At 65.7% G+C, this 26,076-nt stretch carries 25 protein-coding genes; 21 read left to right on the top strand and 4 right to left on the bottom strand.

The window, feature by feature from the left end:
* The first annotated feature begins 107 nt into the window (after positions 1 to 107).
* On the top strand, positions 108 to 1,400 hold the full coding sequence (locus BS38_RS0113970; RefSeq protein WP_028271380.1) for a C-glycoside deglycosidase beta subunit domain-containing protein: 1,293 nt from the start codon (positions 108 to 110) through the stop codon (positions 1,398 to 1,400).
* Positions 1,401 to 1,431: 31 nt separating this feature from the next.
* Positions 1,432 to 2,910, top strand: a complete 1,479-nt coding sequence (locus tag BS38_RS0113965; RefSeq protein ID WP_028271379.1) for a C-glycoside deglycosidase beta subunit domain-containing protein — start codon at positions 1,432 to 1,434, stop codon at positions 2,908 to 2,910.
* A 57-nt stretch (positions 2,911 to 2,967) separates the two neighbouring features.
* Here the strand turns inward: BS38_RS0113965 and BS38_RS0113960 are convergent, their stop codons facing one another.
* The gene (locus tag BS38_RS0113960; protein WP_043438706.1) at positions 2,968 to 3,912 is read right to left on the bottom strand and encodes a LysR family transcriptional regulator; all 945 of its coding nucleotides are present in this window, start codon (positions 3,910 to 3,912) and stop codon (positions 2,968 to 2,970) included.
* Positions 3,913 to 4,145: 233 nt separating this feature from the next.
* Here BS38_RS0113960 and BS38_RS0113955 point away from each other — a divergent pair, with 233 nt between their 5' ends.
* The 11 genes from BS38_RS0113955 to BS38_RS0113905 all read left to right on the top strand — a co-directional run bounded on the left by BS38_RS0113955 (position 4,146) and on the right by BS38_RS0113905 (position 15,026).
* Positions 4,146 to 5,438: an ABC transporter substrate-binding protein gene (locus BS38_RS0113955; protein WP_028271377.1), complete on the top strand. Its 1,293-nt coding sequence runs from the start codon at positions 4,146 to 4,148 to the stop codon at positions 5,436 to 5,438.
* Positions 5,439 to 5,491: 53 nt separating this feature from the next.
* Positions 5,492 to 6,451, top strand: a complete 960-nt coding sequence (locus tag BS38_RS0113950; RefSeq protein ID WP_028271376.1) for a carbohydrate ABC transporter permease — start codon at positions 5,492 to 5,494, stop codon at positions 6,449 to 6,451.
* A gap of 2 nt (positions 6,452 to 6,453) precedes the next feature.
* Positions 6,454 to 7,290 carry a carbohydrate ABC transporter permease gene (locus BS38_RS0113945; RefSeq protein ID WP_028271375.1) on the top strand — a complete coding sequence of 279 codons (837 nt, stop codon included), beginning with the start codon at positions 6,454 to 6,456 and terminating at the stop codon, positions 7,288 to 7,290.
* 115 nt (positions 7,291 to 7,405) lie between these two features.
* On the top strand, positions 7,406 to 8,179 hold the full coding sequence (locus BS38_RS0113940; RefSeq protein WP_028271374.1) for a TIM barrel protein: 774 nt from the start codon (positions 7,406 to 7,408) through the stop codon (positions 8,177 to 8,179).
* Positions 8,176 to 9,735: a GMC oxidoreductase gene (locus BS38_RS0113935; protein WP_028271373.1), complete on the top strand. Its 1,560-nt coding sequence runs from the start codon at positions 8,176 to 8,178 to the stop codon at positions 9,733 to 9,735. The genes BS38_RS0113940 and BS38_RS0113935 overlap by 4 nt, the downstream gene beginning before the upstream one ends.
* A gap of 97 nt (positions 9,736 to 9,832) precedes the next feature.
* Positions 9,833 to 10,228: a C-glycoside deglycosidase beta subunit domain-containing protein gene (locus BS38_RS0113930; protein WP_028271372.1), complete on the top strand. Its 396-nt coding sequence runs from the start codon at positions 9,833 to 9,835 to the stop codon at positions 10,226 to 10,228.
* Positions 10,225 to 11,328 (top strand): sugar phosphate isomerase/epimerase family protein, encoded by a 1,104-nt coding sequence (locus BS38_RS0113925; protein WP_028271371.1) that lies wholly within the window; start codon positions 10,225 to 10,227, stop codon positions 11,326 to 11,328. Before BS38_RS0113930 ends, BS38_RS0113925 begins: the two co-directional genes overlap by 4 nt.
* A 17-nt stretch (positions 11,329 to 11,345) precedes the next feature.
* Positions 11,346 to 12,410 (top strand): sugar phosphate isomerase/epimerase family protein, encoded by a 1,065-nt coding sequence (locus tag BS38_RS0113920; RefSeq protein WP_028271370.1) that lies wholly within the window; start codon positions 11,346 to 11,348, stop codon positions 12,408 to 12,410.
* 5 nt (positions 12,411 to 12,415) lie between these two features.
* A complete protein-coding gene (locus tag BS38_RS0113915) occupies positions 12,416 to 12,814 on the top strand; it encodes a C-glycoside deglycosidase beta subunit domain-containing protein (protein ID WP_028271369.1) in 399 nt (132 codons plus the stop codon).
* Positions 12,811 to 14,007, top strand: coding sequence for a Gfo/Idh/MocA family protein (locus tag BS38_RS0113910; RefSeq protein ID WP_028271368.1), 1,197 nt, complete (start codon positions 12,811 to 12,813; stop codon positions 14,005 to 14,007). The genes BS38_RS0113915 and BS38_RS0113910 overlap by 4 nt, the downstream gene beginning before the upstream one ends.
* A gap of 14 nt (positions 14,008 to 14,021) precedes the next feature.
* Positions 14,022 to 15,026, top strand: coding sequence for a sugar phosphate isomerase/epimerase family protein (locus BS38_RS0113905; protein ID WP_028271367.1), 1,005 nt, complete (start codon positions 14,022 to 14,024; stop codon positions 15,024 to 15,026).
* 68 nt (positions 15,027 to 15,094) lie between these two features.
* Here BS38_RS0113905 and BS38_RS0113900 read toward each other — a convergent pair whose 3' ends face one another.
* Positions 15,095 to 16,120 (bottom strand): hypothetical protein, encoded by a 1,026-nt coding sequence (locus tag BS38_RS0113900; protein WP_028271366.1) that lies wholly within the window; start codon positions 16,118 to 16,120, stop codon positions 15,095 to 15,097.
* Positions 16,121 to 16,180: 60 nt separating this feature from the next.
* Between BS38_RS0113900 and BS38_RS0113895 the strand changes: the two genes are divergently transcribed.
* On the top strand, positions 16,181 to 16,606 hold the full coding sequence (locus BS38_RS0113895) for a C-glycoside deglycosidase beta subunit domain-containing protein (RefSeq protein WP_331280052.1): 426 nt from the start codon (positions 16,181 to 16,183) through the stop codon (positions 16,604 to 16,606).
* 20 nt (positions 16,607 to 16,626) lie between these two features.
* Here BS38_RS0113895 and BS38_RS0113890 read toward each other — a convergent pair whose 3' ends face one another.
* Positions 16,627 to 17,889 carry an ROK family protein gene (locus BS38_RS0113890; RefSeq protein ID WP_028271364.1) on the bottom strand — a complete coding sequence of 421 codons (1,263 nt, stop codon included), beginning with the start codon at positions 17,887 to 17,889 and terminating at the stop codon, positions 16,627 to 16,629.
* A gap of 106 nt (positions 17,890 to 17,995) precedes the next feature.
* Between BS38_RS0113890 and BS38_RS0113885 the strand changes: the two genes are divergently transcribed.
* The 7 genes from BS38_RS0113885 to BS38_RS0113855 all read left to right on the top strand — a co-directional run bounded on the left by BS38_RS0113885 (position 17,996) and on the right by BS38_RS0113855 (position 25,189).
* Positions 17,996 to 19,036 (top strand): Gfo/Idh/MocA family protein, encoded by a 1,041-nt coding sequence (locus BS38_RS0113885; RefSeq protein ID WP_028271363.1) that lies wholly within the window; start codon positions 17,996 to 17,998, stop codon positions 19,034 to 19,036.
* Positions 19,037 to 19,041: 5 nt separating this feature from the next.
* The gene (locus BS38_RS0113880; protein WP_028271362.1) at positions 19,042 to 19,833 is read left to right on the top strand and encodes a hypothetical protein; all 792 of its coding nucleotides are present in this window, start codon (positions 19,042 to 19,044) and stop codon (positions 19,831 to 19,833) included.
* A 204-nt stretch (positions 19,834 to 20,037) separates the two neighbouring features.
* The gene (locus BS38_RS0113875) at positions 20,038 to 21,498 is read left to right on the top strand and encodes an MFS transporter (protein WP_231511245.1); all 1,461 of its coding nucleotides are present in this window, start codon (positions 20,038 to 20,040) and stop codon (positions 21,496 to 21,498) included.
* A gap of 16 nt (positions 21,499 to 21,514) precedes the next feature.
* Positions 21,515 to 23,083 carry a GMC oxidoreductase gene (locus tag BS38_RS0113870; protein WP_028271360.1) on the top strand — a complete coding sequence of 523 codons (1,569 nt, stop codon included), beginning with the start codon at positions 21,515 to 21,517 and terminating at the stop codon, positions 23,081 to 23,083.
* Positions 23,084 to 23,097: 14 nt separating this feature from the next.
* Complete coding sequence (locus BS38_RS0113865) at positions 23,098 to 23,334, top strand: hypothetical protein (protein ID WP_028271359.1); 237 nt, start codon at positions 23,098 to 23,100, stop codon at positions 23,332 to 23,334.
* 36 nt (positions 23,335 to 23,370) lie between these two features.
* Positions 23,371 to 24,333 carry a LysR family transcriptional regulator gene (locus BS38_RS0113860; protein WP_051628909.1) on the top strand — a complete coding sequence of 321 codons (963 nt, stop codon included), beginning with the start codon at positions 23,371 to 23,373 and terminating at the stop codon, positions 24,331 to 24,333.
* Positions 24,334 to 24,406: 73 nt separating this feature from the next.
* Positions 24,407 to 25,189 carry an SDR family NAD(P)-dependent oxidoreductase gene (locus BS38_RS0113855; protein ID WP_028271357.1) on the top strand — a complete coding sequence of 261 codons (783 nt, stop codon included), beginning with the start codon at positions 24,407 to 24,409 and terminating at the stop codon, positions 25,187 to 25,189.
* Between the two features lie 104 nt (positions 25,190 to 25,293).
* Here the strand turns inward: BS38_RS0113855 and BS38_RS0113850 are convergent, their stop codons facing one another.
* Positions 25,294 to 26,076, bottom strand: a complete 783-nt coding sequence (locus tag BS38_RS0113850) for an SDR family NAD(P)-dependent oxidoreductase (RefSeq protein ID WP_028271356.1) — start codon at positions 26,074 to 26,076, stop codon at positions 25,294 to 25,296.

Below are 26,076 nucleotides of genomic sequence, written 5' to 3'. Positions count from 1 at the left end.
GGGCCGGGTGCCGCACGGCGCCGTTAGGCAGAATCATTGCAAACTTAGGTATGAAACCGACATAATGCTGTTAGTCTGGTTTCCGCACCTAGAGAGAGTGAGCAACGATGCTTCTCGAAAGAGACCTCATCCAGTCCGTCGGCTTCCGCAATGTCACTGAGGGCGGCCGCGTGACCGGCTTCCAGTTCCGGGTCCGGATGCCTTCCTACCGGGGCATGGCGGCGTCCCTCATCGACGGCATCGCCGTTCGGGTGGGCAACGTCGTCGACGTCGGCCCGGGCGTTCCGCTCTGGACCTTCGGGGGCCGGACTTACAGCCTCCAGCAGCTTTGGGACAGCGACGGCGTGCGCTGGCCCCTCGAGGAAGCGGCCGTGGTCACCGTTCCGTTCGACGGAGGCCTGCCGCAGGGTGTCCATCAGATCACCATCGAGCTGCGGCTGCGGATGTCCTACATTCCGGTGGAGCACCAGCCCACCATTCACCGGGTCAGCCGCAACGTGACGCTGGCGCCGGAAGGCGGCGAGGGCACCTTCCGGTACGGCGTTTCCCTCTACAGCTTCATGGGCGACTATGGCACGGTAATGGACTTGGAAACAGCCCTGGCCGCGGTTGCAGATGTGGGCGCCACCGGCGTCGAAATCCTCGGCGAAGGCCACATTCCCAACTATCCGGAACCCTCTGCCGGCTGGACCGATAACTGGTTCAGCCTGCTGGAGAAGTACTCGCTCGAGCCCACCAACTATGGTTCCTGGATCGACACGCGGCTGCACCCGGGCCGGAGCATGACCGTCGCCGAGGGTGCGGCTGCGCTGCAGCGGGACCTGAGGCTCGCCAACCAGCTGGGGTTCGGGTTCGTGCGCCCCAAGATCGGAGTGGTGTCCGGCGACCTGGTTCCGGACCCCATCTGGACCGAATCCGTGGAGCGCTCCCTGGACCTTGCCCACCAGTTGGGGATCATCATCTGCCCTGAGATTCACTCGCCCACCCCCATCAAGCACCCTGTGGTCGATGACTACATCGGCCTGATCGAACGGACCGGCACCAAAAACTTCGGCCTCCTGATCGATACCGGGATCTTCCAGGACCGGCCGATCCCGCTGCGGAAAGGGGAGGCCCGCGAGACGCGGCCCGCCTTCCTTGACGGCATCGGCGTCGATCCTGCCGACTTCGCCGCCATCGCCCAGTACGTGGTGTTTGTCCAAGCCAAGTTCCACGACATCAACGAGCAGCTGGAAGACCAGCAGATTCCCTGGCTGCCCGTACTCAAGGCGCTCAAGGACTCCGGCTACACCGGCTACCTGTCCAGCGAATACGAAGGAGAACGGGAGCCCTGGCGCGCCATCGAACAGGTGCGGCGCCAGCATGCCCTGATCCGCCGCGTCACGTCCGACCTCACCTGACCCATCCCACCTCCCAGCGAAGGGAACACCCATGCCCAACGGACTCCTTGACGATTCAAGCCTCCGCACCCACCCCGAAGGCCTTGCCCTGGCCCTGACACTCCCGTGGTACCGGAGCCTGTGGCTCTCTTCGGTCAGCACCCTCCGGCTCACCGTCAACGGCCAGGACGTCCCCGCCGAGGACCTTTTCCTGGAACTGGGCGGCGTCCGTTACGCACTCGCGGACCTGCCGGCCCAAAGCCAGACCCTCTGGTACCTCCAGGAACACCCGCTGCTGATAGCAAGGCGAGATAACACTGTCTCCCTGGGTGAGAGGGTCCGGGTCCGGCTGATCGGGGAACTGCGCCTGCCCTACATGCAGATTGCCCCGGGCCAGGACGGCGGCCCCGGCATGTACGTCCCCAACTTCGTGGACCAGACACTCGACCTGGCCGTCACGGACAGGGCAGCGCGGGCGCCGGAACTGACCCCGGCAGCCACGCCGGCCCCGCCGAAGGCCGAAGAAGATCCCTTCTCGCTGGGGCTCACCCTCTACTCGGCAAGTGCCGAGTTCCGGGCCGGCTGGTACGACTTCGATGGTCTGCTGAACCGTGTTGCCGAACTGGGCATCGGCCCCGGCATTGAAATCGTGGCATCCCAGGTCCTGCCCACCTATCCGAACGTGACAGACGACTTCGTGCGCTCCTGGCACGCGGCTTTCGACAAACACGGCTTCACTGCTAGCTCCTTTGGCGCCAACCTGGACATGGGCCGCCGCCGGGACCGCGACATGACCCCGGACGAGGAGTACGAGTTCACCGAGACGCTGTTCCACGGCGCCAAAAAGCTCGGCTTCCCGCTGGTCCGGATCCAGAGCGCCAAGCCCGAACTGCTTCGCAGGCTCCTGCCGCTCGCCGAGAACCTGGAACTCAAGCTCGCGTATGAGATCCATGCGCCGCTGGGGCCGAATTCCCCGGAGATCATGAAGGTCCGGGACGTGTACGCGGAGCTGGACTCACCGCTGCTGGGGTTCGTGGCCGACTTCTCCTCCACCATGCACAGCATGTCCCCGACGCTCCTGCGCGCGGTCCGCCGCGCCGGGCTCGACGACGAAGCCATTGAGAAGCTGCAGGCCATCTGGGCCACCGACGCCCCGATGCGGGCACGGCAGGAGGAGTTCATCGGGTACCTGCGGGGACGTGACTTCGACCCCGCGCGCCTTGGTTCCTTCGCACACCTGGCGTTCAACATGCACGGCCACGTCAGCCCGAAGGATTGGGCCGACATCATGCCGCAGATCATGCATGTGCACGCGAAGTTCTACGACATCGACGAGCAGGGGAACGAGCCGGCCATTGACTATCCGGAACTGGTCCGCATTTTCGTCGACGGCGGGTACCGCGGCTACTGGTCAAGCGAGTGGGAGGGCCACGCCTTTGCTGAGCTCGGCGAGGTGGACCCGCTGCTGCTGGTCCGGAAACAGCACGATCTCATCCGTAAGAGCATGCGGGCAGCGTTGACCCCAGCCTGAGCTGCATGACCGAGTAGCGTCGATGCCCGTCCACTCTTGTGGCGGGCATCGAGGTGCTTAACCGGTTTCCTTGGCTGCGGCCGCTGCCACGATGTCCCCGGCCTCCTTGAAGAGGCCCCGCATCCACTCGTGTTCGGAGTCGCGGTTGTGCACCGGGTGCCACCACAAGGCATTGACCAGCGGTGTGGCATCGAAGGGCAGCGGCAGGACCCGCACGCCGCCGACGCGCAGCGCGAACGGTACCAGTGCCGCCTGAATGAGGGCGATCCGGTTGGTTCCCACCACAAAGTGCGGCAAGGACTGGAAACTTTCCACCACCACGTCCACGCGCGGCTCAACGCCAAGCTGCATGATCTGGCGTTCGGCCGACGTCGAGGCTGAGCGCGTCTGGTAGGTCATCACCCAGGGCAGCTCGGCGATGTTCTCCATGGTGATGTGCTCGCCGACGGCGTCATTGGACGTGGAGACGACCGCCACCCACCCGTCCCTCCACAGGTCCAGGTAGGGGAGCCCGGTCAGGAAGCCGTGCGGAATGACCATGCCGTCCACGGAGCGAAGGCGGTTGGCTGCATCCTCCACCACCATTGGATTGTGCAGCATAAAGCGGAACCTGACTCCAGGTGCGCGTTCGGCTGCAAGCTCGGAGGCGACCCGGCCAATGGTCGTAAAGCCGTAATCGGAGCCGTAGATGGAAAACTCCCGTTCGGACTCGGCGGGCTCCCAACTTGCCTGGCTCTCAAAGACGCGCCGTGCCGCTTCGAGTGCAGTAGTGGTGTGCTCCGCCAGCCGCAGGGCGAACGGCGTCAGTTCATAGGCATTCCCGCGGCGGGCCAGGATGGGGTCCCCGAAATGGGAGCGGAGCCGCGCAAGGGAGGCGCTGAGGGCCGGCTGGCTCAGATGAAGCCGCTCCGCCGCCCTCGTGACGCTCCGCTCCGTGATGAGGGCATCCAGCGAGATCAGCAGGTTCAGGTCTAGCCGGGAAAGCAGGACGTGGTTCGTCACGGCGGGCATTCTTTCGACGGTGAACTAAGTTCCCTGAGTGTATCAGTGGCATCGATACATTGAATGATGCACATAACACTCTTCTATGCAAGAGGACTGCTCCGACCCCCGTGAAACTTATGTCTGTCATCGGCAAGACTTATGTGCTTTTTCTACACATCTCCTGCATACTGATGAGTGACCGGGGTCACGGCTCCCGGAATTCTTCGACAATGAAGTCAGAAAGGCTGGACATGACACAGCACCGTCGCTACTCGGGCATAAAGGTCGGCGCCCTCGCCGTCCCAACGATCGCAGCCCTCGTCCTCACAGGCTGCTCGGCCCCCGCCAGCAGCAGTTCACCCGCAGGAGGGGCGCAGGAATTCTCCCTGTCGTTCGCCACCTCGAACACCATCGAGAGCCCGTTCCAGGTACTGGCTGAGAAGTACATGGCGTCGAATCCCAACGTGAAGATCACGTTCAACCCGCAGCCCAATGACTCCTACGACCAGACCCTTCGCACCCAGCTCCAAGCCGGAAACGCGTCCGACGTCGTGGTGACCTCGCCGGGTTCCGGCACCGGCCGCAGCATCCTGCCGCTCGTTCAGGCAGGTTTCCTTGAAGCCTTGGACGAAAGCGCCAAGGAACTGGTCCCCGAGGGCAGCGAAGCGCTCTTCGGAACCGACGGGAAGGTCTACGGCCAGGCGCCGGAGATCACCGTGGTTGGTTTGGTCGCCAATGAAACAGCTGCCACGGCGGCCGGTGGGTCCGGCTTCCCGTCGGACTTCGCCGCCCTCGAGGACCAGTGCAAGTCGCTCGCGTCGTCCGGCAAGTCGTTCATTGCACTGGCCGGATCCGCCGCTCCCAACACCGGCCTGATGGCGATGTCCCTCGCGGCGTCCCGCGTCTACGCCGGGGACCCGAAGTGGAACGAAAAGCGGGCAGCCAAGGAGACCACCTTCGCAGGATCGGACGGCTGGAAGGCATCGCTGGAGGCAGTGACTGCACTCAATGACGCAGGCTGCTTCCAGAAGGGCGCAGCGGGCGCCGGATTCGACGCCATCACCAAGGGCCTTGCCAGCGGAAATTCTGTTGCCGGCTTCATCCCCGGCCCGAGCTGGAAGCAGCTGAAGACCGCAGCTGCCGGTTCCGAATTCAATGTGCGGGCGCTTCCGGCGGAGGCGAGCTCCGAAGGCTTCGTCTACGCCAGCGCCAACTACGCATTTTCCATCAACGCAGCGTCCAAGAACAAGGATGCTGCCAAAGCGTTCCTCGACTGGGCGGCTGAGCCTGAGCAGACCAAGGCCTTCGCGGAAATCGATGGCGCCCTCCCTGTCACCGGCCTCGACAGCTATGACTTCAACGGCGGCGCCTACAAGAACGTCGGCGATCTGATCAAGGACGGCAAGTACGGCCCGCTGCCGAACAGCCAGTGGCCCAACTCCGCCGTGTATGACGCCCTCGCCACCGGCGTCCAGGGCCTCATCACCGGACAGAAAACTGCCGACCAGGTACTCCAGGCCATGGATACAGCCTGGGGACAGTGACAGCTCCGGATCACCACAGTTCCAACGACTCCAAGGGACAAGCAAGGAATACCATGACTGCGACGATGCAACCGAAAAGCGAAGCAGCTAAAGCACCCCTGCGAGGCAGGCGTGCTCCGGGGGAAGGGGAAACCCCCCGTCCCCGGAGCACGGGCCTGCAGTTGGGACATTGGTGGTGGGCGCTGCCCGGGATCGTCCTGGTCATCGCCATCCACTACGTGGCAACGGGTATCGGCGGCTTCTTCGCCTTCACCAACTGGACCGGCATCGGCTCGTTCAAGATTGTGGGCTGGCAGAACTTCGAAGCCATCTTCAAGGACCCCACCAAGCTCGGCGCCCTGACCAATACGCTCTTCCTGGCCTTTGGTTCAGTGCTTCTCGGCAACGTCGGCGGGCTCATCATCGCCCTCGGCCTCAACCGGATGCTGAAGACGCGGTACATCCTCCGCACCCTCTTCTTCATGCCCGTGGTGCTCAGCCCGCTGGCCACTGCCTACGTCTGGAAGTACATCTTCGACTTCGACGGCCCCATCAACGTCTTCCTCACCTCAATAGGCGCCGGCGACCTCGCCAAACCATGGCTCGCCGACCCCCAGTGGGCGGTCTGGACAGTGCTGGTGGTGCTTGTCTGGGGATCCACAGGTTTTGCCATGGTGATCTTCATGGCCGGACTTGCAGGGGTGCCGGTGGAAGTCGAGGAGGCGGCCGCCATCGACGGCGCGAACCTGTGGCAGCGCTTCCGGAACGTCACCCTGCCGGCCATCCGCCCCGCCATTGCAATTGCCACCACGCTGGGAATCGTCCAGGGCCTCCGGGTCTTCGATCCCATCATGGCCCTGACCAACGGTGGACCCGCCGGCGCCACCGAAACCCTGGCCACCCAGGTCTACAAGCAGGCATTCGCACTCGGAAACTTCGGTGGCGGTGCCGCCCTCGCCCTGGTGCTCGCCGCCATCATTCTGTTCTTCGCCGTTATCCAGCAGCGGCTGACGCGATCGAACCCCGAGGACTGACCATGTTCCGCTACACGAAACTCACCCTGCTCCGCGAAATTGGCCTCTGGGCCCTGGCGCTGATCTTCCTCGCCCCGTTCTACTTCCTGGTGACCACCGCCCTGAAGCCGGACAGCGAGATGTACACCACCTCACCCCTGGCGCTCCCGAAAAACCCGGACTTCAGCAACTTCGTGGCCGTCCTGACCGCCACGGGTAACTCCAACGTCGTCCTGGGCCTGGTAAACAGCATCATCATTACCGCGGGGAGCATCGTCGGGCTGATCGCGCTCGGTTCAATCACGGGGTACGTCATTTCCCGCAGCACCCGTCGCTGGAGCAAGGGTGCGTACTACCTTTTCCTGATTGCCATCATCCTTCCCGGCCAGCTCGGCGCCGTGCCCCTCTACATGGGTGCACGCGCCATGGGCCTCACAGGATCCGCGTGGGGCCTGATCGTCCTCTACACCGGCATGCTGCTGCCGCTGTCGATCTTCCTCTACTCCAACTTCTTCCGGGGGCTCGGCACGGACTACGAGGAAGCGGCAACCATTGACGGTGCCAGCAGGTCCCAGATTTTTTCCAAGGTGGTGCTGCCCATGATGGCTCCCGCCACCGGAACTGTCACCATCTTCGCGGGACTCATTGTGTGGAACGACTTCTTCACCTCGCTGATCTTCCTGGGAGGCTCGGCCAACCAGACGCTGCCGGTGGCCATGTACTACTACATCGGGTCCCTGGTTTCAGAGTGGAATTCGATCTTTGCGATCGTGATCGTGTCCATGATTCCCATCCTGGCGCTGTTCCTCTTCGCGCAGAAGCGCTTCATCCAGGGCTTCTCCGGCGGTCTTAAGGGCTGACCTCAACGATTGACTACCGCGCAGCGTCCTGACGCTTCGTGGCGATCCTCCACACCCAAAAACGGTCCGAACCCCCAAGTTTTAGTCCACCCCCTCTACCTCCCAGGAGATACCCATGTATCAACTTGCGCCCAATATCGATCTTTTGTTCTCAGAAGCAGGCGACAGCGCTGCCGACCGGGTCCGCGCCGCGGCCGCCGCCGGCTTCGACGCCGTCGAAATGTGGGGCCCCACGGGCAAGGACATCCCTGCCCTCAAGGACGCCCTGGAGGAAACCGGAATCCAGCTCACGGCCCAACTCGCCGAACCGCGCATGCAGTTCATGATCCCGCCGAGGAACCACGAACCCTTCTACGAAGGCCTCGACGCCGGCGTTGCCGTGGCCCGGCAGCTCGGTTGCCCCCGGATCGTGGTGGGCAGCGGCACCGGTTTCGGTGGGCGAAAGCGCCAGGACCAGCTGGACGAACTGATTGAGATCTTCACCCGCGGCGTGGCACACATCGAGGGTTCCGGCATCACCCTTGTCCTGGAGCCGGTGAATATCAGGGTGGACCACCCCGGGGCGCTCCTCGACCGGACCTCAGAAGCCGTCTACATCGCCAAAGGCGTCAACTCGCCCACCTTCGGTGTCCTTTACGACCTCTACCACTCGACGGTCGAAGGCGAGGATGTAGCCGCCGAGCTCGGCAACGCCGGCAACCTGATCAAGTACGTTCAGATCGCTGATGCGCCCGGACGTGGCGAACCGGGCTCGGGATCCATCGACTGGCCTGCCCGGCTCGCAGACCTGCAGGCCAGCGGCTACGCCGGCCCGATCGGCCTCGAGTATTACCCCACCATCGACTCGGCCAAGTCTGTCCAGTGGATCCAGGAACTGGTGGCGCGGTGAGCCCAACCAGGTACCCCGCCGTCGTCGACGTCGCCATCGTCGGCAGCGGACCCACCGCCTCGGCATACGCGCGGATCCTCAGCGAGGAAGCGCCCGGCGCCACCATCGCCATGTTCGAAGTGGGCCCCACGGTCAGCAGCCCGCCGGGTGCCCACGTCAAGAACATCGAGGATCCTGAGCGCCGCAGCCTCGCCCAGCGCGCATCAGAAGGGCCGGGCGCGGGCGCCGAAACCGTCAACTCGCCCGGCGCCGTCAAGAGCGGGGAGCGCAGGGCCCGGCCCGGAACCTACCTGCTCCCGGACGGCTACGCGTTCCCCGGCGAAGACGGCATGCCCGTGGCGGCAATGTCCAGCAACGTGGGCGGCATGGCCGCCCACTGGACTGCCGCCTGCCCGCGTCCGGGCGGCAGGGAGCGCATCGCGTTCCTGCCCGACCTGGAGGAACTGCTCGACGACGCCGAACGGCTCCTCGGCGTCACCACCCACGCCTTCGACGGCGCCCCGTTCTCCGACCTCGTCCGCGGCCGCCTCGCGTCCGCGGTGGATTCTGGCCGCGGCCCGGCCTTCCGCGCGCAGCCCATGCCGCTCGCTGTGCACCGGCGGGAGGACGGCGGCCTCGTCTGGTCAGGGTCCGACGTCGTGATGGGGGACGTGACCCGGGAGAACCCGGCGTTTGAACTTTTTGATGAGTCGCTGGTGACCCGCGTGCTGGTGGAGGACGGCGTTGCCGCCGGCATCGAGGTCCAGGACCGCCGCAGCGGCGAAACCCACCGGGTGGCGGCCCGATACGTTGTGGTGGGCGCGGACGCCCTGCGCACGCCGCAGCTGCTGTGGGCCTCCGGCATCAGGCCCGCCGCCCTGGGCCGCTACCTCAACGACCAGGCGCAGGTGGTGTTCGCCAGCAGGCTCCGCGACGTCACGGGCGGGGACGCACAGCGGGCAGCGGCCGGTGCCCTCAGCGAGCAAAGCGGCGTGCAGTGGGTTCCGTACACGGATGACGCGCCCTTCCACGGCCAGATCATGCAGCTAGACGCATCCCCGGTTCCGCTGGCGGAGGATGACCCCGTCGTCCCCGGCTCGATCGTGGGGCTGGGCCTGTTCTGCGCCAAGGACCTCCAGCGCGAAGACCGGGTGGCGTTCGACGACGACGCCCGCGACTCGTACGGGATGCCCGCCATGCGCATCCACTACCGCCTTACGGAGCAGGACCACAACGTGCTGGACCGCGCCAGGCAGGAGATTGTGCGGCTCGGCAGGGCCGTGGGCGAGCCGCTCGATGAGCGGCCGTTCGTCCTGCCTCCGGGCTCATCGCTGCATTACCAGGGCACCACACGCATGGGCGCGGCGGACGACGGCGAGAGCGTCTGTTCGCCGGACAGTCAGGTCTGGGAGCTCCCCGGCCTCTTCGTGGCCGGCAACGGGGTCATCCCCACCGCCACCGCCTGCAACCCCACGCTGACGGCCGTGGCGCTCGCCGTACGCGGGGCACGCAGAATCAGCGAAGAACTCACCAGTTCTTTACTTATGTCTGAATCAGACAATAGACTGTCTAAATAATGAAGAAGCAGCAGTTGCCTTCTCCATTCAACGATTTGCTCAAGCACAGGCATTTGTTCAACAGCAGGCAAAGCATGCCGCAGACAAGGAGGTCTCGATGATTGCCGATCGCATTATCGAGCACGGAACACTGACCACCCAGGACGGCCGCACCGCCGTCGAAGTCCGGATCCCGTGGTACCGGGCCCTGCCCGGCTCGTGCATCGCAGGAGCCGCACTGACAGTGGACGGCGTCGCCGCGCCTGAGGGCTCGCTGCGCTGGACCATGAACAACCGCACGTTCAGCTTCGGGGAGCTCGTGGACGAGACCGGCGAATGGTGGTTCCCCCTGGATTCAGCCGTTCTTTCCGGCGACCTTCCCGTAGCGGACGACCAAGCCGAGCACGAGGTCCGCGTGGATCTGAAGCTCTACATTCCGTACATCATCACCGACCACGGCGTGCTGCATATCGAAGAGCACGACACCAAGACCATGAAGGTGGCACAGCGATGACCAGCCTCGGCACGCCGATCCAGGGCGTCACCCTTTACAGCTTCACCCGGGCCTCCCACGCCCGGCAGTACGACCTCGATGGCCTGATTCGCAAAGTGGCGGCCGAAGGCTTCGGCCCGGGCCTTGAGGTCATCGGATTCTCCAGCCTGCGAGGCTTCCCGGACCGGATCGACGACACGTTCGTTGGCCAGTTCCGCGACCTTGTTGCCGAGGTGGACCTGGTTCCCACGTCGCTGGCGGTCAACGTTGACACGGGCATCCGCCGCGACCGGCTCATGAACCACGACGAGCTGGTCGAATACATGGCCAAGCAGATCGAGGTGGCGTCCAGGCTCGGCTTCCCCATTGCCCGGGTGCAGATTTCGCTGACGCCGGACGCGATGGAAAGCCTGCTGCCTGTGGCCGAGAAGTACGGGGTTACCCTTGCCCTCGAAGTCCACGCCGACCAGCACGGCGCGCACGAGCGCGTCCTCGCCCTGCGTGACCGCTACGAAAAACTGGATTCCCCGCTGCTGGGCTTCACCGCCGACTGGGGTGCCACCGTCACCGGCTTCGCACCTTCCCTGCTGGAGGCCTACCGCCGACGCGGCGCTTCGGAGGAACTGCTCCGACAGGTGGTTGACCTGTGGAACGGCTTCTACGCCGAAGGGCCGCCCAACACGCAGAAAGTTCACGGCGAGCGCTTCGGTGCTTTCATTGGCCTGGCAGCCCGCAATGGACGGCCGGACCTGGGCATCGACTTCGCCATCAACGGAACCGGGCTGTTCGGGCCGGCCGCCGTAGACACCTGGCTGGAGATCATGCCGTGGGTGCGCCACGTTCACGGCAAGTTCTTCGGCATCGACGAAAACGGCGAAGAGCCCTCGGTCCCCGTACGTGGTTTGGTTCGCCAGCTCGTGGAGAACGGTTACTCCGGTGCCATCTCCAGCGAATACGAAGGGTGGCACTGGAACAACTGGCAGGACCCGTTCGACATCATCCGCGGCGAGCAGGCCGTCCAGCGTTCCGCCGCAGTCAACGCCGGCTCGGCCATGATCACGGACGCCGCCGAAGCACGCCGCATCCTCAACAGCCACCTCGCCCAGCCCGTCCGCGGCTGAAACAGAAGGAAAACAACATGTCAGAAGGCATCGCAGGCTCGGGCATCGAGCTCGGCATCACCCTCTATTCGCTAACCTCCGAGTTCGCCGCCGGACTCTACACTCCAGAAACGCTGATCAAGGCCGTTGCCGACGAAGGCCTCGGTCCCGGCGTCGAGTTCAACATCGCCCAGATGCTGCGCACTTATCCCGATGTGGACGACGATTTCATCCGCCTGTGGCGCGACAGCATGGACCGTTACGGCCTTACCCCCAGCGCAGTGGGCACCAACCTGGACATGGGCCGCCGCAAGGACCGGGACATGACCCCGGACGAGGAATACGACTTCTTCGCCGCGCAGCTGAACACCGCCAACAAGCTCGGTTTCCACCGCGTGGTGATCCGCTCCGCCGGCAAGGAACTGCTCCGCCGGCTCCTTCCCCTGGCCGAGAAATACGACCAGAAACTCGGCTACGAGATCCACGCGCCGCAGGGCCCCAACGATCCCAAGATCCTGCAGATCCGCGAAATGTACGCGGAGCTGGGCAGCGACCGGCTCGGGTTCACGGCAGACTTCAGCTCCACCATGCACAGCCTCTCCCCGACGCTCTTCCGCACGCTGACGCAGATGGGGCTCCCCGAGGAGCATTTTGCCGTGATGCAGGACATCTGGCGCAAGCCGCTGCCGATGCAGGAGCGCAACCAGGAGTTCGAGGACTACCTCAGCTCGAACAACTTCGACCCCTCCCGACTGGGCCCGTTCACCCGGCTGGCCTTCAACATGCACGGGCTGGTTCCGCCGGAGGAATGGCTGGACATCATGCCGCAGATCTTCCACGTCCACGCGAAGTTCTACGACATCGACGGCAACGGCAACGAACCGGCGATGGACATTCCCCGCATTGTGCGGCAGTTCGTCAAGGGCGGCTACCAGGGCTACCTCTCCAGCGAATGGGAGGGCCACGCCTTCGCCGACCTCGGCGAATCCGACCCGATCGACCTCGTCAAGAAGCAGCACACGCTCATGCGCCGTGCCATCGAAGAAACCGTTGACTCCAACGCAAGCATTTTCCACCCGGCCCTCATCGAGACAGGTAAGTAAGGCCCATGGCAACTCACAATTCGCTGTTCCAGGACGCCGACGTCCGCAGGCACCCCGAAGGCATTGCCGTGTCAGTGCAACTGCCCTGGTACCGCAGCCTGTGGCTGTCCGCCGTTGACGACGTCGTTGCATCCGTCAACGGTGACGAAGTCCCCAAGGAGTCCCTCCGCTTTGAACTGCAGGGAAAGTCCTATTCCGTTGCCGAGCTCCCGGAGCAGTGGGAAACCCTGTGGTTCGTGGCTGACAAGCCGGAGGTCATCATCCCGCTGGACCGCATCCCCGACGCCGGCGAGGAGCTCGACGTTGAGGTCATCCTCACCCTCCGCCTGCTCTACATGCAGATCGCGCCCCAGCGTTATGTGGGCAACCGCGTGGCGGTGGAGCGGAAGGTAGTGCTCGCATGACAACCCTGCGCGTGGCCATGATCGGCCACGGCTTTATGGGTGCCGCACACTCCCAGGGCTGGCGCACGGCCCCCCGGATCTTCGACCTGCCGGCCGAGCCCGAGATGGCAGTCGTGGTGGGCCGGAACGCAGAAGCGGTGGCGGCGGCCGCCCGAAAGTGGGGCTGGGCTGAGTCAGCCACAGACTGGCGCGAAGTAGTCGCCCGGGATGACATCGACGTCGTCGACATTGTCACCCCTGGCGACTCCCACGCCGAGATTGCGATCGCCGCACTGGCGGCGGGGAAGCACGTCCTGTGCGAGAAGCCGCTGGCCAACACGGTGGCGGAGGCCGAAGCGATGGCGGAGGCCGCCGAAAAGGCAGCCGCAAGGGGTATACGCGCGATGGTGGGATTTACCTACCGTCGCGTTCCCGCCGTCACGTTCCTCCGCAACCTCATCGCCCAGGGCGCCGTGGGCCGGATCAATCACGTGCGCGCCGCCTACCGGCAGGACTGGCTGGTTGACCCGGAGATGCCGCTGGCCTGGCGGCTGCAAAAGGAGCACGCCGGGTCCGGTGCCCTCGGGGACATCGGCGCCCATGCGATCGACCTGGCCCAGTTCGTGACCGGCCTGAGGCTGGAGAAGGTGTCCGGCGTCATCGACACCATCGTGAAGGAAAGGCCTCTGCTCGATTCCGGTTCGGGCCTTTCCGGCACTGGGTTGTCCGGCACTGCCGGGGACGGCAAGGGCGAGGTGACCGTGGACGACATTGCCATCTTCACCGGCCGCTTCGAATCCGGGGCGCTGGCATCGTTCGAGGCCTCACGCTTTGCCACCGGCCGGAAGAATGCGCTGGAGATCGAAATCTCCGGGGACAAGGGTGCCCTGGCCTTCGACCTTGAGGACCTGAACAGCGTCCAGTTCTACGACCGGACGGCACCCGCGGACCGCCAGGGCTTCCGGAAAATCCTGGTCACCGAAGCGGAACATCCCTACGTTTCGGGGTGGTGGCCGGCCGGCCACATGCTCGGCTACGAACATGGCTTCTCCCACCAGGTCAAAGACCTCGTGGAGGGCATCGTGGCCGGCATCGACCCGCACCCCACGTTTGCTGACGGACTGGAGGTACAGCGGGTGCTCGACGCCGTCGAACGCAGTTCCGAGAATGATTCCGCCTGGGTGCGCATCGCCGTCCCTGTGCGGGCACTGTAAGGAAGGGAAAGTACGTGGCACGACCAATTACGTTGTTCACGGGCCAATGGGCCGACCTGCCGTTTGAGGAGGTGGCCCGTCTCGCCGGCGAGTGGGGGTACGACGGGCTGGAGATCGCCTGCTGGGGCGACCATCTGGACCCCTGGCGCTGGGACGACGACGCCTACGTGCAGGGCAAGCTGGATATTCTTGAACGCCACGGCCTCAAAGTCTGGACGATCTCGAACCACCTCAAGGGCCAGGCAGTCTGCGACGACCCCATCGACGAACGGCACCGGGGAATCCTGCCGGACGTCGTCTGGGGTGACGGAGATCCCGAAGGGGTCCGCCGCCGCGCCGCCGAGGAACTGAAGAACACCGCCCGGCTCGCGGCCAAACTGGGAGTCAAGACGGTCACCGGGTTTACCGGATCCTCCATCTGGAAGTACGTGGCGATGTTCCCGCCTGCCACCGAAAAGATGGTCGACGCCGGATACCAGGACTTTGCGGACCGGTGGAACCCCATCCTGGACGTCTTTGACGAGGTGGGCGTGCGGTTCGCCCACGAGGTGCACCCGTCCGAGATCGCCTACGACTACTGGACAACGCAGCGCACCCTCGAGGCGATCGGGCACCGCGAGGCCTTTGGGCTGAACTGGGACCCGAGCCACATGGTGTGGCAGGACATCGATCCGGTGGGGTTCCTGTGGGACTTCAAGGACAGGATCTACCACGTGCACTGCAAAGACACGAAGAAGCGGCTGGTCAACGGCCGGAACGGGCGTCTGTCATCCCACCTGCCCTGGGCAGATCCGCGGCGCGGGTGGGACTTCATCTCCACCGGGCATGGCGACGTGCCCTGGGAAGATGCGTTCCGCATGCTCAATGCCATCGACTACCGCGGGCCGCTGTCCGTGGAGTGGGAAGACGCTGGCATGGACCGGCTGGACGGCGCGCCGGAGGCGCTTGCCTTCGTGCGCCGACTCTCCAGCTACGAACCCTCCGCAGCCGCATTCGACGCAGCCTTCAGCACGAAGTAGTACCGCACGAAGTAGCACCAACGCAGAACGGCTGGCCCGCGATTTCCAGGGCCAGCCGTTTTGCTGTGTCAGCCGGTGATTGAGCCTGTCGAAATCAGGTTGTCGACGGGCTGGGCCAAAGCCGTCTCCGCCAGCGCCAGATGCCGCCGCGTCATGTCCGTGGGGTCGTCCTGCAGCCATTCGTGGCCGCCCCACTCGCTGGTCAGCGTGCCGGTGAAACCGTTCCTGCCGAGGAGGCCGCCAAGGTCACGCAGCGGCTGCGAAACCCGGCTGGAGTCGTCGTCCAGGTCCCAGAACTTCAGGTGGAAGGCGCCCACGAGGGGGAGGACGTCCTGAAGGTCGGCGGCGTCGCTGCGGCCAAAGCGGATGAGCAGGTTCATAAAGAGGGTATGGATGCGCGGCGGAACCTGCCCTGAGCGGAGCAGGGCCGTGACTGCGTCATGGGTGGCGGGATCCTGCCAGTCATTTTCCAGGCGCTCCAGAAGGTCCGGGGCAACTCCTCCCCGGCGCAGCTCTTCGAGGTAGCTGACAGGAAGGGCCGGCATCAGCATGCTGATGTCCACGAGGACCCGCACACGATCATCGGCAAGCCCGGCGATCGCCTTCAGTGCTGGAGCAACCGCCGGGTTGCCAGGAGTCTGCTGGCCCTGGATCTCCTCGTAGAGCACCAGGTCGAGCTCATGCAGCAGCGGCTGCACGAGCGCGAGGAGTTCCGTGCCTGCCTGGCCGATCGGCAGCCGGACCCCGATAGCACCCGCGCGGCGCGCGGCCTGGAGCTGGGGGACAAGGAAGTCCAGGCGCTCCTGCAGGGTGCGGCGCCCGGTTGGAGAGGTGAAGTCGTCCAGGCTGGCGCCGACGATGCTGACGCGTCCTCCTTTGGATGCCAGCCCATGGCGCAGTGCGTCAACCTCGCCGTCCTGCGGAGCGGGGAAGGACCGCCACAGCAGTCCGGGTTCGATCTCGATTGTTTTTGTTACTGAGTCCGCGATGCCGGTGACGATGTCCTGGGCCGTTCGGGCGGCGGCGATGATTTCGGGGGTCCAGTTGAACGAGCTGGCGCAGAGGGTCCAGCCGTTGGGAATTTCGAGGGCCATTCGGATGCCTTCCCATTTATGCTTGATAATGACAAACTTATGTCAGTTTTAGGATAAAGGATGAAAGCCATGTTGCACACCGCTTTGCGCCAAGATGCGCTGACGGCCACACCCGGGGGATTTGAGCTTCGTGTTGGCCTTCCCTGGATACGGTCGATGCCCCTGTCCAGCTTCACTGGCCTGGCGGTTGAAGTGGACGGCGTTCCGCTGGCGTCGGGGGAGCTGACGGTGGCGCTGGGGGCCCGCGACGTGCCGGCAGAAGCGCTCCGCGGAGAGTCCGGCTGGTGGTTCGTGCAGGACAGGCTGGTCCTGACGGGCCGGCGCGAGCTCGGTGGTGGCGTCCACGCCGTGGCCGTCGACTTCCAGATGCTGGTGCCCTACCTCCAGTCGGGCCCCGATTCCCCGCTGGTCCTGCCGTTCCACCTGGAGGCCCGGCTGGATCCTGACGGGGCGCCGGTGCCCAGTGTGTCCCGCGACGTCGCCTGAGCGGACCTTGCGGAGCCGGCCTAGGCGGGAACGGCAGTCCGCTCAGGGGAGGGCCGGCCGGCGGCGAACCAGCGGGGGAAGGTGACGTCGAACAGCTGCTCGCGGGCCAGTTCGGCTCCGCCGCGCAACGGTTCGCGCTCATCGTTGACCGAGAGCGTGATGGTGAGGTCGCGCGTGGCAAGTGGAAGTGACAGTTCGTAGACCCGCTGGCGCACCTCGGCCAGGAACACCTCGCCGGCGGATGCAATGGCGCCGCCGATCACGATCACCCCCGGATTGAACATGTTGACCAGGGCTGAAATGGTTTCGCCTGCCACCCGTGCCGACTTTTGAATGAGGGTGATGGCCAGGGAGTCCCCGGCCTGGGCGGCGAGGGTGATGTCTTCAAGCGTCAGTACATCCTTCCCGGCCCGCGCGGCAAGCGAGCTGGGAGCGCCTTCCTTGATGGCTTGTTCGGCATCGCGGACAAGGGCCCAGCCGCCGGCCACCGCTTCCAGGCAGCCGATCTTGCCGCAGCGGCACAGCGCATCCGAGTCGGAGACGCGGACGTGGCCGATATCGCCGGCGGCCCCGTTTGCGCCCCGGTGGATCCTGCCCTTGGACAGCAGGCCGGCGCCAACCCCTGAACCGATCTTGCAGTAGATCAGGTCCGCGTGGGAGTCGCGCCGCCGGGCGCGTTCGCCGAGGGCAAGCAGGTTTGAATCGTTGTCCACCCATACGGGCGCATTGAAGCGCTCTTCAAAGGGGGTGCGGACGTCGTAACCGTTCCACCCCGGCATGATCGGCGGCGCTACGGGCTGTCCGGTGGCGAAGTCCACCGGACCGGGAAGCCCCACCACCACACCCCATACGGGCACAGTGGGGTCTCTCTTCAGCAATTCATCAATCAGGGGCATGACCGCGTCGATGGTCTTCTCCGGGCCCTGCGCGATATCCCAGCTTCGGTGCGTGTGTTCCAGGATGTCCCCGTCGAGCGCGGTGACGCCGACCCTCATATGGGCCGCTCCGAGGGCGCACACCACGATCCGCCCTTGCTCCGCCCGGAAGCGCAGGGTCCGGGGTGCGCGTCCGCCGGATGAGGCCCCGAACTCGCCATCGCCGAGGAAGCCGATCTGGATTGCCTGATCCACGCGCTGGCTGACGACGCCCCTGCCCAGGCCCGTGACCTTGCCGATTTCAGGACGGGTTGTTGCCTCGCCCGTCCGCACCAGGTTGACGATCCGCAGGAGGCTCGTCACTTCATCCGTCTGTGCCCCAAAGCGGAGGGCGGAGTCTGTCGTCATGCTCACAATTCTCACACATTGGGGCCGACTAAAGTGCTAAGGGACGCGACTATAGCCAGAACCAACCTCACTTATGAATAATAGGAACATAAGAGGAGGGGCGACGATGCCTTGGAGCGTAGGAATACTTGGAGCCGGGCCGGGCGTCGCGGCTCTCCATCTGCCGGTGCTGGGAGGGTTGCGGGACCTGTTTCACATACGGCACATTGCCGATGGCGGCAGCGGACGCGCCCGGGAACTGGCCGGGCGCTTGGGTGCCCGCTGGTCGGCGGGGGAGGCGGACCTGCTTGCGGACACAGGCGTTGACGTGGTGGCCGTCTGTAGCCCGCCGGCAGAACATGCCCGCCAAATCCTGGCGGCAGTGGCCGCGGGCAAGCGGGCGGTGTTCTGCGAGAAACCGCTGGCCACCAGCCCGGAAGAGGCCGAAGCGGTCATAGCTGCGTGCAGGGCCGCAGGAACCGTCCTCCTAGTGGGGACCAACCATTTGTTTGATGCGGCGTGGGGGCGCGTACGGCATCACCTGATGGCTCTCGAGGGCCGGATTCAGACAATTTCCGTGACGCTGGCACTCCCGCCCAACGACAGGTACCACGGGCTGGTCGCAGAGGGAGGTCCTTTCCAGGCAGCGCGGCGCGGGCGCCCCGGCGTGGAGGATCCCGCCGTGGCGGCCGAGGTTCTGCGGCAGCTCCTGACGGGCCTGGCGGTCCATGACCTTCCCGCCGTCAGGGACATTGCGCCGGGCATCGATGAGGTTATTTACGCAAGAATCGCTCCGCCGATCGGCTATCTGGTGGGTTACCGGTCAGGCGGCGTCCTTGTCCAGTTGGCGCTCACCATGCTTCCGGAAGGCCCCGATGCCCTGTGGCGGATGACGGTGGCCACCTCGCATGACCGCGTTGAGGTCAATTTCCCGCCGGCCTTCGTCCACGCCGGAAGCGCGTCCACGCGGGTGCGAAGTGTGGACGGACAGTGGACGGAGTACCGGCGGGATCCCGACGACGGCTACGTGGCGGAGTGGCGCCTGCTGTCATCGCTCCTTGAGGGCGTGGCTCCCGTGGAGTATGACGAACTGTTGGCCGACGCATGCTATGCACTCGAGCTCGGCTACGGTGCCGCCGCCAAGGTCCTCGAAGGAGTGTCCCCGTGAGCCTGATGCGCCAAAGGCGTGGCGTCTTAACTGCGTTGCCGGCCTACGCAGCCGCAACGGCGGAACTTCCCCGCACTGCCGCACCGGCCGATGGCGTCCAGGGTGCCGTTGCGGTAGTGCCCGGTTCCGGCGACTGGTGGCAGGGCTTGCTTGCGGCCCGTTCCGGGGGAGCCGTAGCGGTGGTGATCACGGACCCTGGCACGCTCCCGTGGGAAGCCCTGGAAGCCCGCCCCTGGCCCGGCGGCATCCCGGTTATTGTGGAGCGTCCCCGCCTCCGGTCCGACGTTGTTGCTGATGCGGTTCGGGCAAGGCGGGGCAGCCCGGCCCGGATCGTCATCGTTGAGTGCGCTGCCCCCGCTGCCAGCCTTGAAGGGGTCATCCGCGATGGCTTTGGCTGGGCGCGGTCCCTTGGCCAGGGGCCGCTGACGCTGCAGGCGGGCAGTGCCACGACGCAGGGCCGGATCGCATTGCTGAGCTCGGCAGGGACTGCCGGGGCACCAGTGCCCACCACCCTTGCGGCGACCGCGGCAGCCGCAGGCCCGCATGGCGGCGGCCTGCTTCAGGTACTCGCCCTCGGCGAAGTAAGGACTGAAATAACGGTGGACCAGCCCGCCGGGTTGATGCGATTGGAGACGTCCACTGAGGAGGGCATCTTGAGGGCGCCGGAGCGCTACGAATCGTCCGCCCGCCTTGCGCTGCGCCGGGCGCTCGCAGCCTGTTCGTCCGGCGAGCCGGTGGCGGACCTCGATGAGCTGCTCGAGGACATCAGTCTGGCGGCGGCGCTGCTCCGCAGTTAGCCCTCCAGCCTTTCAGGTCGCATTCAGACAATCTTTTGTTGCTTTCTGACTAAAGTGGAGTAGGATGTGTAATGGCGCCGGGGTTCCTACGGACCCGTTCTCCGCCGTGATGGTGCGTCGGAGGCACAATTCGTCGCGTCGACGGCCCGATCGTTCGGGTAGATCACTATGCCACTTTCGCCTTTGAGACTTCGTCTCCTTGTTATGTCCCTGCTCTCGGTCTCCTTCCTTGGGGCCCTGGACCATACGGTGGTGTCCACATCCCTCGCCACGATTGCCGGTGAGCTGGATGCGCTGGCACTGATGAGCTGGGTTGTTGTGGGCTATACCCTGGCCAGTACGGTGCTGCTGCCCGTGCTCGGCAAACTGGGCGATGTCCTGGGAGCCCGCCGAATCTTCGTCGGATCCCTGCTCGTGTTCCTGGCCGCTTCGCTGGCGTGCGGGTTCGCCCAGGACATGGCATGGCTCATCGCCGCCCGCGTCCTGCAGGGAATGAGCTCGGCCGGCCTGCAGCTCATGTCCCAAACGATCATTGCCCGGGTCACGACGCAGCGGGAACGGCCGCGTTACATGGCGATCATTGGCGCCGCTTTCCCCATTGCGATCCTTGTAGGCCCCGTCCTGGGCGGTGCGATCACGGATTACTGGGGCTGGCAGTGGGTCTTCTGGATCAATATCCCCGTTGGCGCCGCAGCCTTGGTTCTCGCGCTGATCGCTGTTCCGCACCTGGAGCCCGGCCCCAGGCCACGCCACTTCGATGTTGCCGGTGCGGCCGTTTTCACCACTGCCCTGGTGGCCGTGGTACTCGCCGTGACGTGGGCTGCAGAGCGGAACGCCGGCATCGCCACAGCCGCGGCGCTCGCGGTCAGCATCGTGGGCTTCGTTGCTTTCTTTCGCATCGAGCGCCGGGCTCCCGAGCCCATCGTGCCGCTCCATTTGTTCACCAACCGCACGATTGCGGCAGGTACCGCGCTGTCGGCGATCATCGGCGTCGGGCTCTTCTCCATCACTGCCTACCTGCCCACGTACTTTCAAATGGCCTACCAAACTACCGCCACCGTGTCCGGGCTCGTACCCATCGCAACAGTGTTCGGCATGCTGATCAGCAACCTGCTCACCGGTTGGCTGGCCAGCCGGACGGGCAGGTACCGGGTCTTCCCGATCCTGGGGACGTCGCTGGGAGCGGCAGGTCTTTTCGTGATGGCCGCGCTGCCCGCGGGCCTCCCGCTTTGGGCACCCATGATTGTGATGGGTGTGGTCGGGATGGGCACCGGTGCCTTTATGAGCCTGATTGTCGCCGTGGTGCAGGGCGCGGCGCCGGCCAGCCAGACCGGAACCATCACGGCAACCATCAACCTGGTGCGGCAGGTGGGGTCAACCGTCGCCACGGCCATCATCGGCGGGGTGATCGGCTTCGGCGTGGCAGCCCTCCTGCCAGCAGGCCTTGACGCGTCCACGTTGACGCCCCAACTGGTCCACGCGGCCGCGCCGGAGGTGCAGGCCAGCGTCGCGCAGGCCTACGGCTCCGTCTTTACGCCTGTCTTCATCGCTTTGGCCGCCACCTACGCCGTGGGCATTGTCGCGGCGCTCCTGCTTCCGCATGGCCGGCTGTCCGACGAACACGTTCCCGCCCCGCAAACAACTTCCGAATCCCTTTCGGCCTGATTTCAAAGGAGACATCATGTCCAACCCCACCATCGCCGTCGTCGGCAGCGGGCCCGTTGGTTCCGCCTATGCACGGGTGATTCTTGAGCAGGTCCCGCATGCCCGGGTGGTGATGTTCGAGGCCGGGCCGCAACTGACGGAAGTTCCCGGTGAGAGCGTCCGGAACATTCCCGACGCCGCCGAAAAGGCCCGCGCACGGGAATTGTCGCAGGGGCCGCAGGCCGGCGCCTACCGCGAGTCGCTCGGCATCCCGGCCGGAACCGTCACCGAGGGAATGTTCACCGCGCGCCAGGGCACCCACCTGCTGGACTTCGGCGGCGCCGGCTCGGCCCACGCGGCAACCTTTCCCGCGGCGGCTGCGGCCACCAACGTCGGCGGCCAGGGGGCGCACTGGACTTGCGCGACGCCGTCGCCCGCCTTCAGCGAGAAGATCCCGTTCATCGCAGACAGCGAATGGGATGCGCTCATCGAGGACGCCAAGCAACTGCTGCATGTGCACAGTGCGGCGTTCGCCGACTCCGCGGTAGGTGAAGCCATCAGGTCCCTCCTTGACGAGGAGTTCGGCCCGGAACTGCCGGACGGCTACGGCGTTGGCACACTGCCGGTTGCCGGCGATCCGCAGCCGGACGGTTCCGTGCGCTGGGCCGGTGCCGACGTTGTCCTCGGCCCCCTCCTCGACCGGGACAGCCCGCTCTCGAAGCAGTTCGAACTCCGTGACCTCACCCTGGTCCGGCGCGTGGAACTGGACGGTCACCGGGTCACCGGAGTCACCGTCCAGGACCTCCGCACAGGGGAGACATCGTTCGTTGCGGCGGACATCGTTGTGGTTGCCGCGGACGCGTTCCGTTCCCCGCAGCTCCTGTGGGCTTCGGGTGTGAGGCCGACGGCGCTCGGGCACTACCTCACGGAGCATCCGGTGGTCATCTCCACCGTCGCGCTGGACGCCGAGAAGATGCGCCGTTTCGCCACCGAAGGGGATCTCGACGCCGAACTGGCCCGACGCGCACTGAACCCCGCGGATCCCGTGGCCGCCGTCAACCGAATCCCGTTTTCCGAGCCGGAACACCCCTTCTCGGTCCAGGTCATGTACTCGGAATCGACTCCGTTCCCTATGGAGCCCGGAACACCGTACGCCGAAAACCGCTGGGGCTACGTCAACATGGGTTACGGCATGCGCAAGCACCCCCGCTACGAGGACGCCGTCACTTTTGACGACAACGAACCGGACTACCGGGGCTTCCCGAACATGACCATCGAGTACGCGCTCACCGAACGGGAAGAGGCGGAGATCGCCGAAGCCACCGAGCGGCTGCGGCGCGCCGGCAAGGCCCTCGGCGCCTTCGTAGCCGAACCCCGCCTGATGCCAAACGGCTCGAGCCTGCACTACCAGGGCACCTTGCGGATGGGCGAGATCGACAACGGCACCTCCGTGGCGGACCCGTGGTCGCGGGTATGGGGCTACGAGAACCTGCTGGTGGGCGGCAACGCGCTCATTCCGACGGCGACAGCCATGAACCCCACCCTGATGAGCGTGGCCATCGCCGTCCGCGGCGCCCGCAAGGTTGCGGAGGAGCTTGGCTTCTGACGAACCGGGGACGGATGGAAGGTGCGGCCGCGGCATGCAGCCGCCTCGAATTCCAGCAGCGCGGCCGCGGCACAGGCATCTGGACGGGAACGCTGTTCATTGGCCAGTTCCTGACCCCCATCGTCCTCGGCGTGGCTTCAGGGGCTTTGGGCGGTCTCAGCCTCGCCCTCGGTGCACTGGGGATCGCCTGTGTGGTGGCATTCCTGGCAGTCCTGGTCCGCGGGCCACGAATCGTGCCCGTCAGTCACTGAAGGGGGGCGGCCTCGCGCCGCGGATAACCTATGGGTATGAAGAACCTGGACCTCAACCTTCTGCCCCAGCTGCAGGTCCTGCTCGAACTGCGGAACGTCTCGCGGGCAGCGGAGCGGCTCCAGCTGAGCCAGCCGGCCACCAGCGCGGCCATGGCCAGGCTCCGGCGTCATTTCGACGACGAACTCCTGGTCCGCAACGGCCGCACGTATGACCTCACGCCCTTTGCACAGTCGCTGGTACCGCTGGTTGATGAAGCCATGCTTCACATCCAGAGGGCCACGCGCGTGCGGTCCGGTTTCGACGCTGCCACGAGCGAGCGCGAGTTCATCATCGCCGCCTCGGACTACGCCGCGGCGCTGATTGTAGGCCCGCTGCGTGGGATCCTGCGCGAGGAGGCACCCGGCGTGGCAGTGGACTTCGTGCCGACGGCGAAGTCCGGCATCCAGGGCCAAATGGCCGACTATTCAAAAATCGACCTGCTGGTGGGGCCGACGGGATACCACATGCAGGGCGCCAGCAAGCAGCTCTTCCGCGACAGCTTCGTGGCTGTCACCGACGACGGGAACCCGCTGCTCCAGCAGCCCAGCCTCACCTTGGCCGACCTCAGCACCGTGCCCCACGCCGTCGGATATTTCGGAGAAGGCATCAGCACCCCGGCGGACAAGCTCTTCGAGTCGCGGGGCATCCAGCGCCGGGTGGCGGCCGTGGTGGCCGGGTTCCTGTCCCTGCCCCTCCTGGTCGAAGGAACTGACCTCGTGGCCCTGGTTCCGGGGATGCTGGCAGCACGTGCCCAGCGCGGCGCTGACATTGCGGTGCTGGAATTCGCCGAAGACGCCGAGGCGTCCCTGGTGGAGGCCATGTACTGGCATCCCTCACAGGCGGAGGACCCGGCCAGCGTCTGGCTGCGATCCGTGGTCCAGCGCGCCTGTGCCCGGCTGCACGAGCTATTCCCGGTCACGGCACACCCGGTCACTATTCGCGCGGCGGATACCACCTAGAACCAAAGCGCCGTTCCCCGTTCTGCCCATCCCTGCGAAAGTCGGAGAAACGAACTTCTCGAAGGGACCTTCCATGCCTGTCTCCAGCCACCGCCTCGCCGGCAAGACCGCCGTCATCACCGGAACGGCCAGCGGCCAGGGCAGGGCGGCCGCGCTCGCTTTTGCGGAGGCGGGTGCGTTCGTGGTGGGCTGCGACATGGACGACGACGGCGCCGCGGCCACCGTCGCGGCGGTCACCGCCGCCGGTGGCAGGATGAGCAGCCACCGGGTTGACCTGACGAACGACGCCGCCGTGGCTGTTTGGGCTTCTGATGTGGCCGCTGCTCACGGCCAGGTGCACATCCTGTACGCCAACGCGGCAGTCACCCGCTTCGCCCCGGTGGAGCAGCTCTCGTTTGCTGACTGGAGGTGGAACGTGGAACACGAGATGGACGTGGTGTTCCTGCCGGTCAAATACTTCTGGCCCCACCTGATCCAGGCACAGAACGCAGCCATCGTGCTGGTGGGGTCCACGGCGGGGGTCACGGGCTCCATGACCAACGGGCGGCTGGCCCACACCGCCACGAAAGGTGCCGTGGTGGCCATGACCAAGCAGCTCGCCGCCGAAGGTGCCCCGCACGGATTGCGGGTAAATACTGTCAGCCCCGGCATGATCCGCACCGCAGCCACCGAGGGCAACCTCCTCGCCGCCGACCACCCCATGCGCACCATCGCCGGCAGCATCCCGCTGGGCCGGATTGGAACTCCGGAGGAAGTGGCCAAGTGCGCACTCTTCCTCGCCTCTGACGAAGCGTCATACGTGACGGGCGCCAACCTGATGGTCGACGGCGGCTGGTCGGCGGTGCTGCCGGGCTAATCCCTGCACGCAGTACCCAACTAGGTAGCAGTAGGTGTCGTTTTGAGCGCTCAAAAGGACATCTACTGCTACCTAGTTGGGGCGGGCGCGGGGGCGGGGGGAGGTCAGCGCAGGGCGTCGGAGACGGACTTGGCTCCGCCGTGGCTGGACTGGCCGCCGTCCACCGGGATCTCGGCACCTGTCACGAAGGACGAGAGCGGGCTGAGGAGGAAGAGCACGACGGCGGCCACCTCCTCCACGCTGCCCGTGCGGCCTAACGGGGTCTCGGCCAGTGTGGCCTGTCTGAATTCCGGCCTGGCGCCCGCCGTCATGGGCGTTTCGATGAAGCCCGGATGGACAGCGTTCACCCGGATCTCCCGCGGGCCAAGTTCCAGGGCAGCCACCTGGGAGAGGCCCCGCAGTGCCCACTTGCTGGCGGTGTACGCGACCGGGTAATGGGCGGTCAGGCCAGCCACGGAGCCCACGTTAACTATCGAGGCACCAGGTCCCATCACCGGCGTGAGAGCCTGGATTCCCAGGAGGCTTCCGGCAACGTTGACCTCGTAGACGCGCTGCAGGTCAACTACTGAGGCATCCAGCAAACGGCTGCGCTGCGTGATGCCGGCATTGTTGACGAGCCCGTCCACCTGCCAGCCTTGGGAACGGATCCAGGAGGCGAGATCGGACCAGCCGGCAGCGTCGGCGACATCCAGCTGCCGGTACACCAGCGCACCGTTCGAAACTGACGGCGAAGGCACGGACGCAAGCCCGGCCGGCATCTCCGCCGCAAGGTCCGTGGCGATGACCCGCGCCCCGGCGTCCACCAACAGCCGTGTTTCGGCAGCACCCTGGCCCTGGCCGGCACCGGTGACCACCACGGTCCGGCCCTCGAGCTGAAGGGAGACCAC

Source organism: Arthrobacter sp. UNC362MFTsu5.1 (assembly GCF_000685965.1).
Classification (GTDB): domain Bacteria; phylum Actinomycetota; class Actinomycetes; order Actinomycetales; family Micrococcaceae; genus Arthrobacter.
The sequence above is the reverse complement of the archived record's forward strand: the minus strand, read 5'-3'. Positions and strand labels throughout refer to the sequence as shown.